The organism is Spinactinospora alkalitolerans, assembly GCF_013408795.1.
GTDB classification, from domain to species: Bacteria; Actinomycetota; Actinomycetes; order Streptosporangiales; family Streptosporangiaceae; genus Spinactinospora; species Spinactinospora alkalitolerans.
The window spans coordinates 5900953-5914183 of the sequence record NZ_JACCCC010000001.1; the positions used below are offsets into that span (position 1 = coordinate 5900953).

The window sequence follows — 13231 nt, forward strand, 5'->3', positions numbered from 1 at the left end:
GTCGGCTCTCTTTCAGTCGAGCGGTGCGGCTTCGCTCCACACCCGTTCGAAGCTCTCGGCGTAGGTGTTGACCATGCCGCCGCCGACGATCTTGCGCAGGTGTAAGACCGGCGCGTTGGCAGCGGGAGCCCCGTAGACGTGGGTGTTCACGAGCATCTGATCATCGGCGCGGTAGAACGAGTTGTACAGGACCGTGCTGTGAAGGCGGAACTCCACGCCCTCCACGGCGCGCAGCGGCCTGTACAGCACGATCACGTTGCGGATCTTGGCGGCCATCGCATCGTTGATGCCCTCGTCGGCGCCGCGCTGTGCGACCGCTGCGCTGTCCGGGTCGCCGAGCAGGATGCGCACGCGTACTCCGGCCTTGGCCTTGTCGGCGAGCAGGTGCAGCACGCTGGCGTCCTCGGCCAGAAAGAAACCGCTGTAGACGAGTACCCCGATCTCCTCCTTGGCGGACTCGAAGAGGTGTCGCCAAGCGTCGCGGGGCACGGTCCAGCGGTGCGGGTGGACGGCGATGATCTCGCTCTCGGATGCCGCCGCGCTCTGCTTGGGGGTGAGGGCCTGCGGCCAAAGGTACGTCTCGTCCATGCCGAGTCGCGCCGCGACCGCGTATCGATGGCGCCGGTAGGGGGTGCGGTCCAGGCCGATCCACCGCTCGACACTCTTGGTGTCCACGCCTACGGCTTCGGCGAGATCGGCCGGCGTCAGCCCTTGCTCAAGTAGCGCGGCGCGCAATCTCTCGTTCGGCATGTACCCGTGTTCGCAGGACGTCTGGGGACGGCCTCACATTATCGGGACGTCCTGAACACGTCCAGCCATGTAGTGATGGCGTCCCCGCCTTGTGCCGGATGCTGCCTACATGTCCGAAGGAGTCGGCCGTCTGACCGGCTGAGCGGTCCAAGGTCGTGGAGGAGAGCGGGGCGTGGTCGTTCACAACAAGAATCGATACATGCTATACATGTATCGATCTCTTCCGGGTCGGACATCGGCGCGGAAGGGCAAACGGTTCGGTCCATCGAACGAGTGAACAGGAGTGACTGATGGCGATTCAGGGTGCGTTGCCGGTGGCGTTCGCAACGGTGTTCCCTGCGGGTGCCTACGCCCTCGGGGTGGAGGCGATCACCGACTTCGAGACCAAGCGGCCCCAGCTCGACAAGGAGTCGGGGTTGCCGCTGTGGGCGGTGGACGTGATCGACGCCGACCCCGAAGCGCGCGGCAAGGCCAAGTCGGTCAAGGTCAAGGTCGCCGCCGAGGTCTGCCCGACCCTGCCCGATGAGGTGCCGGGGCTGCCGTTCCGGCCCATCGAGTTCGAGTCCATGGCGGTCATGCCCTACGTCGACGACAACGGGCGCCGCCCCCGCGTGGCCTACTCCCTGCGCGCCCGGGGCGTGAAGGCACCCGGTGCGGATGCGGGTGCGGGTGCGGGGCGCCGCTCGGCCCCGGCTGGTGCGGGCAAGGACGGTGCCTGATGAGCGGCGCGCAGACGAGTGGGCCGGAGCAGAGTTCCTGGGGCGGATTGCGGCTGCATCTGGGGGATGGCGCGTGGGTGCTGTGCCACCGCTACCCCACGAGTAAGCCGATCCTCTACGTGCAAGCCGGGGGCGTTTCGCTGACGCTGAGCCCGAACGGCCACGATACCCCGGTCACTACGGCCGATGTGGCCTTCGCCCGCGATCTGGTCGCGGCCGCTCAGACCTACCTGTCGGAGCTGGAGCGTCTTCGCGCATCCCCCGACGCTGCCTGACGTGCAAGCGGGGCGGCCTGGTGCGCCAACACCTACGGCCGCCCCTTTCAACTCCATCCCTGACCGTTGCCTTTGATCGTGGAAGAGGTGTGTTCAGCTTATGTTGCGCAGTAATCGAGCGGGTTCCACCCAGGTGCAGCCGACCGCGCCGGTTCCGGCCCAGACCGTGCGGTTCTCGACTCCGGTGGTGGAGACGCCGGGGATCTTCATCCTCGCCCGCTGGGTGGCTCGCCTGGTCGGGCTGCTCGTCCTGCTGCCGTTCCGCTTCCCGGTGGCGGTGGCAACCGTGGCGGTCTCGGTGGCGGTGTGGCACTGGTTGGGCTGGGTGGCGCTCGCGGTCGTCTGGACGGTCGCCGATCTCGGGCTGTTGGTGTGGTGGCGTCGGTGGCCGGACTTGTTCCGGCGGTGTGTGGCGCTGCGGGCTTTGGCGGCGTGGCGGTGGGTGTGGGTGTATCGGCGGCACTGGCAACCGGTGCTGGTGGTCGCCGGGTTGGCGGAGTCCTACCAGGAGCGCCAGTACCTGCCGCGCATCCGGCGGGTGACCTGCTCTGAGTGGTCGGACCGGGTGCGGGTGCGCCTGGTGGCCGGCACCGCCCCGACCGATGTGGAACAGCGGGTGAGCGAGCTGGCGCACGGCTTCGGCGCGCCGTCGTGCCGGGTGACCGTCAACGGGCCTCGGGATGTGGTGCTGGAGTTCCCCCGCTTCGACACCCTGGCCCAGCCCATTGATGCGCTGGAGGTCCCTGAGGCGGTGGACCTTCGGGCGCTGCCGATGGGGCTGTGTGAGGACGGCGAGGTGTGGCGGCTGCGGCTGCACGGAACCCACGTGCTCACCGTGGGGGTGACGGGTGCCGGTAAGGGCTCGGTGATCTGGTCGGCCGTGCGCGCGATGCTGCCCGCGATTGAGGACGGTACGGCGCAGGTGTGGGCCGTCGATCCCAAGCGCATGGAGCTGTCCTACGGACGCGCCCTGTTCGCCCGCTACGCCGACACCGGGGAGACGGCGGTGGGCCTGCTCGAAGCGGCGGTCTCGATGATGCAGGAACGGGCCGCGCGCTACGCCGGTAAACAGCGCGTCCACACACCCACGGTCGAGGACCCGTTCGTGGTCGTGGTGGTCGACGAGGTCGCGTTTGTGACCGCCTACCACCCGGATCGGGACGTGCGACGGCGGGCGGAGAACGCATTGGCCACGCTGACCAGCCAGGGGCGCTCGGTCGGCGTGAGCGTGTTGGCCGCGCTGCAGGATCCGCGCAAGGAGGTGCTGAACCTGCGCAACCTGTTTCCGGACAAGATCGCGCTTCGGCTGGATGAAGCCTCGCAGGTGGACATGGTGCTCGGGGACGGGGCGCGCGAGAGGGGCGCGAATGCCCACCTGATCGACCCCGATCTACCCGGGGTGGCCTTCGTCCGGCTGGAGGGCTCACCCGTGCCGGTGCGGGTGCGGGCCGCGTTCGTCTGCGATGCCGACATCGACGCCATGGCGGCCGAGTACGGGGCTCCGTCCCTGCGTCCGGTCGTGGATGAGGGGGTCGCCTGAATGCCGACCCCGACCGGCAAGACCACCCGCGCCGAACGCCTGGCCCAACCGTTGGCGCGGGAGGTGGCCGAGCAGATCGCCGCAGACAAGGGCGTGTGCATCCAGCCCGTGAGCCTGCGGCGCACCGACCTGGCCACCGGTGCCACCGAGATCGTGGACGTGCCGTGCGGGTCCACGCTGGAGTCCCGCTGTACGGCGTGTGCGCGCCGTAAGCGCTCGATCCGGCGCACCCAGTGCGAAGAGGGCTGGCACCTGGCCGAGGAACCCACCGTGGTTCCGGATGAGCCGTCCGAGGTGCAGCGGGCCTGGGTGGAACAGCGCGCGGTGATCACCGCCGAACGTGACGCGTTGGCCTCCTCCGGCTCGGCTGACCCGGCCGAGTTGGCGGCGCTGGATGCGGCCATCGCCGACCTGGATGAGGAGATCTCGGCCTCGGGGCTGCGGGGATCGGTGGCTTCCTCGTCGGGCTCGTCGAAGCCGCGGCGGGTGCGCTCGACCAAGAGGCGGCAAGACGCTCCGGAGCTGCCGAAGCGGCCGATGGTGCGGCGCACCGTGGGCCAGACCTTCCAAGACCCGGCCTCGGGCAAGACCTTCCGGCCCTCGCTGTTCGTCACGCTGACCTGTGACAGCTACGGGCGGGTGAAGAGCGACGGCACCCCGGTGGATCCGGCGGCCTATGACTACCGCCGTGCGGCTCGGGATGCGCTGCACTTCTCCAAGCTGATCGACCGGTTCGTGCAGAACCTGCGCCGGGTGGCCGGCTTCGACGTCCAGTACTTCGCCGCCGTGGAGCCGCAACGCCGCCTGGCGCCGCACCTGCACATGGCCACCCGGGGCACGATCCCGCGCTCGGAGCTGCGCCAGATCGCGGCGGCCACCTACCACCAGGTGTGGTGGCCTGCCGCTGACGAGGTGGTCTATGACGGCGCGGATTTGCCGGTGTGGGACGAGGAGGCAAACACCTATGTCGACACGACGACCGGTGAACTCCTGCCCACCTGGGATGAGGCACTGGACGCCCTCGACGCCGAACCCGGACGCCGAACCGATGCACGTGGTGCGCTTCGGGCCGCAGGTCGACGCCAAGGGCGTGCTCGCGGGTTCGGCCGACGCGGACCGGTGCGTGCGCTACCTGGCCAAGTACCTGACCAAGGACATCGCCGAATGCCACACGATCGAGACTGAGGCGCAGGAACGCCACGTCGACCGGCTGGTGCAGGCCCTGCGGTTCGAACCCTGCTCGCCGCGCTGCGCCAACTGGCTCCGATACGGCATCCAACCCCAAGACGCCAAAGCGGGCCTGCGCCCCGGCTACTGCCGCTCCAAAGCCCACAAGCGCGAACACCTCGGCTACGCCGGACGCCGCGTGCTGGTCTCGCGCAAATGGTCGGGCAAGACGCTCGCCGACCACAAGGCCGACCGACTCGCCTGGGTCCTCGACGCCCTCGGCGTCGACCCCACAGCCGACCCCGACGACGACACCGGGCAACCCGGCTCGCCGATCCGGCTGGCCGTGGCCGGTAACGACATCGCCTGGAAACTCGCCCGACCCACCGACCCCGACGTACCCCCACGCGAACACCGGCTCCTACGCGCAGTGGGGGAGTCGCTCAAACGCCGCGCCCAACTCGACGCGGCACGGCACGGCAGACACAACAAACCGATCTTTCGGCAACCGGGAAGGCGGCTTAGTGGTGAGTGATCTCGTTCTGACGGTCGATGAAGCCGCCGCTCGCCTGCGGGTGAGCCGCTGGACCCTCTACAACCTCATCCGGTCCGGACGGCTCCGCACGGTGAAGATCGGGCGGCGCCGACTCGTTCCGGTTGCGTCCCTGTCCGAGTGCCTCGACGCGTTGGCGGAGGTGGCGTGATGGCCGGCAACCCCACGGGCGGCAACCGGGGCAGGCGGAAGCGGAGCAAGCGGGCCAACGGGGACGGAAGTGTCTGGCAGCGCAAGGACGGGCGCTACGCCTTCGCGGGCTACGTGCTGACCACCGACGGCACGTACAAGCGCGTCCAGGGCTACGGCAGGGACTACGACGACGCCCGGTCCAAGCTGAACAAGCTGCTCGCCGACTCCGATCAGGGCATCCCGGTCGCCTCGGAGAACTGGACGGTTCAGGAGTACCTGTCCTACTGGCTGGAGCATGTCGTGCGGGCCGAGCGGCGTCCCAAGACCGTGCAGGGCTACGAGGGCGTGATCCGGCGCCACCTCGTCCCCGGCCTGGGGAGGAAGCGGCTCGGCAAGCTGACCGCGCGCGACGTCCGCACGTTCGTCACGCGCGTTCGGCAACAGTGCCGGTGCTGTCACGACGGCGTCGACGCCGCTCGGGAGAAACCGCGGTGCTGTGCCCTGGAGCCCAAGGCGTGCTGCGGTTCCACGCTGTCCCCGCGCATGGTGCAGTCAGTTCACGCGGTGCTGCGCAACGCCCTGGAGTCGGCGGTGCGCGAGGAGATCATCCCCCGCAACGTCGCGAAGCTGGTCAGGGTCTCTCCCCCGCGCTACGCGGTGAACCGCGGCCTCGACGTCGCCCAGGCCAAACGCCTGCTCAAGGTCTCCAGGGACGACCGGTTCCACGCGCTCTACGTCCTGGCGCTGTGCCTGGGCCTGCGGCGCGGCGAACTGCTCGGGTTGCGCTGGGCCGATGTCGACCTGGACGCGGGCCGCCTGGAGGTGGTCAACACGCTCCAGCGGGTCGGCGGGGAACTGCAGCTCGTTCCGCCCAAGACCGACGACTCCGCGCGGACGGTGCCGCTGCCCGGTCTGTGCGTGGACGCGCTCAAGGAGCACCGCAGGCGGCAGTTCGCGGAGCGCTCGGACGCCTGGCCGGACTGGGAGGAACAGGGGCTGGTGTTCCCGTCGAAGCGGGGCACCCCCCTGGAGCCGGACAACCTCCGGCGGAGCTGGGGGCCGCTGCGCGAGCGGGCCGGCCTCGGCGGGGTGCGCTTCCACGACCTGCGCCACACCTGCGTGACGCTGCTGCTCAACCTCGACGTTCCGCCTCAGGTGGTCCGGGAGATCGTGGGGCACAGCGACATCGGGGTGACCATGACGATCTACGCGCACGCATCCCTCGACGACAAGCGGCGGGCGCTCGGGCGGCTCGGCGAAGCGCTCGGCTGACGCGGTTGCTGTCACGTTGCTGTCAAAAAAGCCCGGGGCCTGTTCGGCTCCGGGCTTCTGTGCTGATCATCGGGGTGGCCAGGGGCGGGGTCGAACCGCCGACCTTCCGCTTTTCAGGCGGACGCTCGTACCAACTGAGCTACCTGGCCCCGGGTACACCGTGTGGTGTGGCGAGCGGTCCTGACGGGATTTGAACCCGCGGCCTCCACCTTGACAGGGTGGCGAGCACTCCAAGCTGCTCCACAGGACCTTGTTGTTCTTCTTTTGTACCGCTTGGCGCTTCCCCCCGATCTTACCGGATGTTTCGCGCCCCGCGCTCCGTGTCCTCCATTCTGCCAGACCTTCAGCAGTGCTTTGGACGGAGCCCGTACCCCCAACGGGATTCGAACCCGTGTTACCGCCTTGAAAGGGCGGCGTCCTAGGCCTCTAGACGATGGGGGCCTCGACGACGAACGAGTCGTCATTTCCCGCTTCGCCTGCCGTCGGGGACGGGTTAAGCATAGGGGAGATCGCGACCAAGTGCCAAAGCGGTTTCCGGGTGTCCGATCATTAGGGCGAAACCGCAGGTGAGGGGCTTGGTGACGGCGAGATCGGCGGCGAGGCCGAGGGGGAGGGCGACAACGGGGGCGCCTCCCGCGAACCGGTCCCGGCCGCGGGCATGGTGGGCGACGGGGAGGCCGGTGTGATCTCCCGCTGCGGTTCGGGTTCGATGTGCCGCTCGATCCGCGCCGACGTCAGCCCCAGGCCGCCCAGCGTGACGTCGTCCCACGCCTGCAGCCGCCTGGTCTCGGCGTCGAAGTACAGCACGGACGCCTCATAGGGCGTCGGCTGGTCCTCGCCGTGGTCGAGGCCGCGCAGGCCGGCGCCGCCCGTCGAGCCCTGCACGAAGAAGCGCGTCCCGCTCTCCCGCACCTCGGTCCTGCGGTCGTGTCCGTGGCCGGCGAGGACCAACGGCACCTCCCCGCTGAACGCCCGCGCCTGCAGCGGGTCGTGCAGGACCGTGACGTCCACCGGCGGGTCGGCGTCGGCGATCGAGGCGGCCTGCTCGGCCCCGAGCGCCGCCACCTCGCTGTTGGTCGGGTTGTCGAGGGCCTTGTCGGGGGTGAACCGGGGGTCGCCGGCGCCGTAGAACCGGATCCCCGCGACCTCCCGCACCTCGTCGTCGAGGACGACCGCGTTCTCCTGCGCCCCGACCGCCCGCTGGGTGCCCATGGAGTCGTGGTTGCCGCGGACCCACACGTAGGGGACCTCCAGGTCGGCGATCTCGTCGACGAACGCGTCCTCGGCCGCGCTGCCCCGGTCGCTGATGTCGCCCGAGTCCACGATGAGGTCCACCTGGAACTGCTCCCGCAGCGACCGGATCACGTCCCAGGCGGCCGGGTTGAGGTGGATGTCGGAGACGTGCAGCACCCGGATGGTCGAGCCGTCGTCCTCGTAGACCGGGAGCGTGGAGGTCACCTCGTAGATCCGTGAGACGTTGCCCACCAGGCCCGCGAGCTGCTGCTGGTACTCCGAGAAGCGGTTCACGACGTCCTCGGCGCTGCCCACCACCTGCGGCGCGCCGGCCAGCAGCCCGGTGTAGCGGGGTTCGGCGATGGCGCCGGGGGTGAACGTCGCGTAGGTCAGCCCGCCGGTCGCGGCCAGCGTCGCCAGCGCGGTCAGCGCGCTCCACCCGGCCCGTCGCAGGTCGCGGAAGGCCAGCAGCCCGGCCGCCGCCGCGCCCCCGACGGCGGACAGCAGGGCGCGCAGGAACAGGTGGATCACGCCCTGCTTGACGTCGCTGCCGATGCTCGCGGCCAGCCGGTCGACGGCGTTGGGGTCCTCCAGCAGCACCTGGGCGTCGGCGAGCCGGATCTCGGAGATCGTGGCCTCGAAGCGCAGCGGGGTGGCGTGGGTGTCGAAGCCGAGCTTGCCGAGCGGTGCGACGTTGAGCACGGTCTCGCCGCGCCAGGAGGGGCTGACGCTGAGGCTCACGTCGGCCGGCCCGACCGGGGTCACGATCTGGCCGCCCAGCGAGAGCCCGAGCCACCCGCCGACCAGGGCCGCGATGACGACCGCTGTGATGCGCCAGGGGCGACCGCGGCGGAACCGTCCGATGCCGCCGGCGAGCGCGTCCAGCCGCGTGGCGCGCAGGGTGGACCTCAACCGAGAGAACACCCCTCCATCTTCCACCGCGCACCCTTCCCGCACATCCGCGTTCGGTCTCCGGCGCGTCAAGGTGCGCCGCAGCCGTGCGCCGTCGCCACCTCCCGGTCCTCTGCCGCACAATACGAGATGTGGTCGAACTGTCTCGTGCCCGGTTCGAGGAGCTCGTAGCCGACGCCCTCGACACCATTCCCCAGGAATTGACCCGCTATATCGACAACGTGGTGATCACGCTCGACGAGGACCCTCCCGAGCCGGGGCTGCTCGGGCTCTACGAAGGGATTCCGCTCACCGAACGGGGGGACGGATACGCCGGCGTGCTCCCCGACCGGATCCTGATTTACTGGAGGGAGATCTGCGCCTTCTGCGCAACGCCGGAGCAGGTCGTCGAGGAGGTCCGCATCACCGTGGTCCATGAGATCGCGCACCACTTCGGCATCGACGACGACCGGCTGCACGAGCTCGGCTGGGCGTGACGGCGCGCGGCCGGGCGGCGTATGACTCGGCGTGACGGCGCGCGGCCGCGGGAGGGCCGCGCCGTCCGCCGGCCTCCCCGGTTCCCGCTTCCGCGGCGGCCCTCACCTCGGGGACGACCGCAGGAGTGGGCGCGGCGCCGATGGTCACGAAGAGCAACGAATGAGACACGAATTCAGTTAAACCGCTTGCGAAAAGCGCCGTTGACCCAGGACGGTATGTTACCAACTATTGACCTAGAGTGACGTCAATGCGGACGATCGAGGGAGTCGCCGGGTGGGCAATCCACGTACGGGCAGCCACAGGTTCGACGTCTCCGACCGCGGTTCCGCCTCCGGCGCGCCATCCGCCGCGCCGCCGGAGGGCGCCGCGGCGGACGCGGACGCCCCCGAAGCGGAGAGCGCCCCGAACCCGGCGGACGCTCCCGACGCCGCGGCGCCGGAGCAGCAGTCCTCGAACTGGCGCACCGGCTACGGCGACGTGATGCGGATCGGCGAGTTCCGGGCCCTGTGGTCGGCCCACGCGCTGTCGATGACCGGCAACTACCTGCTCAACATCGCCGTGTCGGTCCTCGTCTACCAGCAGACGCGGTCGGCGCTCGCGGCCGGGCTGACCATGGCCCTGACGTTCCTGCCGCAGATCATCGGCGGCCCGCTGCTCTCCGGACTCGCCGACCTCTTCCCCCGCCGCAGGGTCATCGTGGTCAGCGACCTCGTCCGCGCGGCGCTGGTGCTGTGCATCGGCATCCCGGGGCTGCCGCTGTGGGCGATCTGGACGCTGCTGTTCTGCTCGATCCTGCCCATGATCCCGTTCGGCGCCGCCAGGGCCGCGCTGATGTCGGAGATCGTGCAGGGCGAGCGCTACGTCGCCGGCTCGGCGATCATCGGCATGACCGCCCAGGCCGGGACGCTGCTGGGACTGGTGCTCGGCGGTGCCGTGGTCACCCTGATCGGCCCGCACTCAGCGGTCATGTACAACGCGCTGACCTTCGTCGTCTCCGCCGGCATCATCTGCCTGGGGGTGCGTTCGCGTCCCGCGCCGGCTCGGGAGGGCGCCGAGCGGCCGCGCCTGTGGGAGCTGACCAGCGGCGGCTTCCGGCTGGTCTTCGGCGACCCCCGGCTGCGCACGCTCGGCATGCTCGCCTGGCTGGCCGGCTTCTACGTCATCCCCTACGGGCTGGCCAACCCGCTGGCCGCCGACCTCGGCGCCGGGGCGGCCGCGGCCGGCCTGATCATGGCCGGCCCGTCCCTGGGCGCCGTGCTCGGCGGTTTCGTGCTGACCCGCCTGATCAACCCCGACACCCGGATGCGGCTCCTCGGCCCGATGGCCGTCATGGCGTCGCTGCCGCTCGTCGCCTGGGCTCTCCAGCCGCCGCTGTGGCTGATGGTCGCGCTGCTGGTGGCCGTGGGCATGGCCGGCGCCTACCAGTTCGTCGCCAACGCCGCGTTCGTCCTGTGCGTGCCTCCCGAGGGTCGCGGTCTGGCGTTCGGCCTGGTGGCGGCCGGGCTGCAGGCCGTGCAGGGCATCGGGATCGGCGTCGGCAGCCTCATGGCGGAGATCGCCGATCCCTACGTCGTGATCGCCGCGGCCGGCGTGCTGGGCACCGCGGGGGCGGTGGCGCTGGGCCTGCCCTGGTCGCGGCTGTCCGGCGGGACGATCGAGCTGATGCACCGGCCCCGGCCGACCGGGTGATCCGCGCGCGGTGCGCGAGCGGCCCGGCCGGTCAGAGGTTGGAGCGCTTGCCCTGGAAGTTGCGGATGACGTGCTCGATGACCGAGGACTGCGCGCCCTGCTCGGGCATCACCAGCCAGGCCAGGATGTAGAGCAGGATGCCGCTGCCGCCCAGGATGGTGAAGACCGCGAAGGCCAGCCGGACGAGGTTGGGATCGATGCCGACGTACTCGCCGATGCCGCCGCAGACGCCGGTGAGGATACGCTGGTCGGTGCTGCGCCGGAGCGATTTCTTGCCGAGGTTTCCGTTCATGCCTTCACCCTGCCCGATGAGCGGCGCCCGTCCCATCCGGAACGCCCCTGGCCGATCCCTGAATCACCCCTGACCGCCTCCCTGCCCCGGGGCGGGGAGGGGAAGGCGCGCCGGAACCGGGGAGGCGGAGCCGGGGAACCGTGGCTGAAGAGCCCCGGGTTACTCCTCGTCGGCCTTGTCGGAGCGCAGCCCCGAGGAGATCAGGTCCATCACCGAGGAGTCGGCCAGCGTGGTGACGTCGCCGACCGCGCGGTTCTCGGCCACGTCGCGCAGCAGCCGGCGCATGATCTTGCCGGAGCGCGTCTTGGGCAGCTCGGGCACGATCATGATTTGGCGCGGCTTGGCGATGGGGCCGATCTCCTTGGCGACGTGGTCGCGCAGCGCGGCGGTCGCCGTCTCGCCCTTGGCCTCGTCCCGGCTGACGTTGCCGCGCAGGATCACGAAGGCGACGATGCCCTGGCCGGTGGTCGGGTCGGAGGCGCCGACGACGGCGGCCTCGGCCACCGTCGGATGCGAGACCAGCGCCGACTCCACCTCGGTGGTGGAGATGCGGTGCCCGGAGACGTTCATGACGTCGTCGACCCGGCCGAGCAGCCAGACGTCGCCGTCCTTGTCGTACTTCGCGCCGTCGCCGGCGAAGTAGAAGCCCTGGTCGGCAAAGCGCGACCAGTAGGTCTGCCTGAAGCGCTCGTCGTCGCCCCACACCCCGCGCAGCATCGCCGGCCACGGCCGGTCGAGCACGAGGTAGCCGCCGGAGCCGTTGGCGACCTCGGCCCCGGAGTCGTCGACGACCTTCGCGCCGATCCCGGGCAGCGCCTTCTGCGCCGACCCCGGCTTGGCCGAGGTGACGCCGGGCAGCGGGGAGATCATGATCGCGCCGGTCTCGGTCTGCCACCAGGTGTCCACGATCGGGACCGCGCCGCCGCCGATGTTCTCGCGGTACCAGACCCAGGCCTCGGGGTTGATCGGCTCACCGACGCTGCCCAGCACGCGCAGCGACGACAGGTCGTAGGAGGCGGGGATCTGCACGCCCCACTTCATGAACGTGCGGATCAGCGTGGGTGCCGTGTAGTAGATCGACACCTTGTACTTCTGCACGATCTCCCAGTGCCGCCCCTCGTGCGGGGTGTTGGGGGTGCCCTCGTAGACGACCTGTGTGGCGCGGTTGGCCAGCGGGCCGTAGACGATGTAGCTGTGCCCGGTGACCCAGCCGATGTCGGCGGTGCACCAGTAGACGTCCTCGCCCGGCTTGTGGTCGAACACCGCGTCGTGGGTGTAGGCGGCCTGGGTGAGGTAGCCGCCCGAGGTGTGCAGGATGCCCTTCGGCCGGCCCGTCGCGCCGGAGGTGTAGAGGATGTAGAGGGGGTGCTCGGAGTCGAACGCCTCGGGCGCGTGCTCCGGCGGCTGGGAGCCGACCAGCTCGTGCCACCACAGGTCGCGGCCCTCGGTCCAGGCCACGTCGGTGTCGGTCCGCTTCACGACGACGACCTTCTCGACGGTCGCCGCGCCCTCCAGCGCCTCGTCGACGTTGGCCTTCATCGGCGCGGCCTTGCCGCGCCGGTACTGGCCGTCGGAGGTGATCACGACCTTGGCCGCGGCGTCGTCGACCCGCGAGCGCAGCGCGGCCGGGGAGAATCCGCCGAAGACCACGCTGTGGGTGAGGCCGAGCCGGGCGCAGGCGAGCATCGCGATGATCGCCTCGGGGATCATGGGAAGCTGGACGGCCACCCGGTCGCCGGCCTCCAGGCCGAGTGAGGCCAGCGCGTTGGCCGCCTTGGAGACCTCGGTCTTGAGTTCGGCGTAGGTGATGTCGCGGGTGTCGCCGGGCTCGCCGACCCAGTGGACGGCGACCTGGTCGCCGTGCCCGGACTCGACGTGGCGGTCCACGCAGTTGTAGGCGACGTTGAGCCTGCCGCCGACGAACCACTTCGCGAACGGCGCGTCCGACCAGTCCAGAACCTGACTCCACTTGGTCTCCCAGTGCAGCCGTTCGGCCTGGCGCGCCCAGAAGCCCTCGCGGTCGGCTTCGGCCTCGCCGTAGAGCGCGGCGGTGGCGTTGGCCCCCGCCGCGAACTCCTCACTCGGTGGAAAGGCCTCGCTCTCGGTCATCAGGTTCGACAACACCTCATTGCCCATGTCAACTCCTGATCCGCGTGATGTTCGATATCCGGCCACCGTAGGGCCAAGGGGCCGGAGGGACACGGCCGGTGCGACCGGCAG

General features: G+C 70.3%; 11 protein-coding genes, 3 tRNA genes and 1 pseudogene. 8 read left to right on the top strand and 7 right to left on the bottom strand.

Annotation, left to right across the window (positions count from 1 at the left end; all coding sequences use genetic code 11):
• Positions 1–12 precede the first annotated feature (12 nt).
• Positions 13–750, bottom strand: coding sequence for a DUF5919 domain-containing protein (locus HDA32_RS26320; RefSeq protein ID WP_179645715.1), 738 nt, complete (start codon positions 748–750; stop codon positions 13–15).
• Positions 751–1040: 290 nt separating this feature from the next.
• Between HDA32_RS26320 and HDA32_RS26325 the strand changes: the two genes are divergently transcribed.
• The 6 genes and pseudogenes from HDA32_RS26325 (at position 1041) to HDA32_RS26350 (ending at position 6408) form a co-directional block, all read left to right on the top strand.
• A complete protein-coding gene (locus tag HDA32_RS26325; protein WP_179645716.1) occupies positions 1041–1469 on the top strand; it encodes a plasmid replication, integration and excision activator in 429 nt (142 codons plus the stop codon).
• The gene (locus tag HDA32_RS26330; protein WP_179645717.1) at positions 1469–1744 is read left to right on the top strand and encodes a hypothetical protein; all 276 of its coding nucleotides are present in this window, start codon (positions 1469–1471) and stop codon (positions 1742–1744) included. The genes HDA32_RS26325 and HDA32_RS26330 overlap by 1 nt, the downstream gene beginning before the upstream one ends.
• Positions 1745–1844: 100 nt before the next feature.
• Positions 1845–3284, top strand: coding sequence for an ATP-binding protein (locus tag HDA32_RS26335; protein WP_179645718.1), 1440 nt, complete (start codon positions 1845–1847; stop codon positions 3282–3284).
• Positions 3285–4986: pseudogene (locus tag HDA32_RS26340) on the top strand (replication initiator).
• Positions 4979–5155 (top strand): helix-turn-helix domain-containing protein, encoded by a 177-nt coding sequence (locus HDA32_RS26345; RefSeq protein ID WP_179645719.1) that lies wholly within the window; start codon positions 4979–4981, stop codon positions 5153–5155. The pseudogene HDA32_RS26340 and the gene HDA32_RS26345 overlap by 8 nt, the downstream one beginning before the upstream one ends.
• Complete coding sequence (locus tag HDA32_RS26350) at positions 5155–6408, top strand: tyrosine-type recombinase/integrase (protein ID WP_179645720.1); 1254 nt, start codon at positions 5155–5157, stop codon at positions 6406–6408. The genes HDA32_RS26345 and HDA32_RS26350 overlap by 1 nt, the downstream gene beginning before the upstream one ends.
• Positions 6409–6483: 75 nt before the next feature.
• Here the strand turns inward: HDA32_RS26350 and HDA32_RS26355 are convergent.
• The 4 genes from HDA32_RS26355 to HDA32_RS26370 all read right to left on the bottom strand — a co-directional run bounded on the left by HDA32_RS26355 (position 6484) and on the right by HDA32_RS26370 (position 8526).
• A tRNA-Phe gene (locus HDA32_RS26355) sits at positions 6484–6557 on the bottom strand.
• A 26-nt stretch (positions 6558–6583) separates the two neighbouring features.
• A tRNA-Asp gene (locus HDA32_RS26360) sits at positions 6584–6658 on the bottom strand.
• A 118-nt stretch (positions 6659–6776) separates the two neighbouring features.
• Positions 6777–6849 (bottom strand) — tRNA-Glu (locus HDA32_RS26365).
• A gap of 108 nt (positions 6850–6957) precedes the next feature.
• Positions 6958–8526 (bottom strand): metallophosphoesterase family protein, encoded by a 1569-nt coding sequence (locus tag HDA32_RS26370; RefSeq protein ID WP_246335272.1) that lies wholly within the window; start codon positions 8524–8526, stop codon positions 6958–6960.
• 158 nt (positions 8527–8684) lie between these two features.
• Here HDA32_RS26370 and HDA32_RS26375 point away from each other — a divergent pair, with 158 nt between their 5' ends.
• Positions 8685–9029 carry a metallopeptidase family protein gene (locus HDA32_RS26375; RefSeq protein WP_179645721.1) on the top strand — a complete coding sequence of 115 codons (345 nt, stop codon included), beginning with the start codon at positions 8685–8687 and terminating at the stop codon, positions 9027–9029.
• Between the two features lie 481 nt (positions 9030–9510).
• On the top strand, positions 9511–10719 hold the full coding sequence (locus tag HDA32_RS26380; protein ID WP_179646976.1) for an MFS transporter: 1209 nt from the start codon (positions 9511–9513) through the stop codon (positions 10717–10719).
• 31 nt (positions 10720–10750) lie between these two features.
• Here the strand turns inward: HDA32_RS26380 and HDA32_RS26385 are convergent, their stop codons facing one another.
• Complete coding sequence (locus HDA32_RS26385; protein WP_179645722.1) at positions 10751–11011, bottom strand: PspC domain-containing protein; 261 nt, start codon at positions 11009–11011, stop codon at positions 10751–10753.
• A 159-nt stretch (positions 11012–11170) separates the two neighbouring features.
• A complete protein-coding gene (gene acs / locus HDA32_RS26390) occupies positions 11171–13147 on the bottom strand; it encodes an acetate--CoA ligase (RefSeq protein WP_179645723.1) in 1977 nt (658 codons plus the stop codon).
• Between the last annotated feature and the right edge of the window lie 84 nt (positions 13148–13231).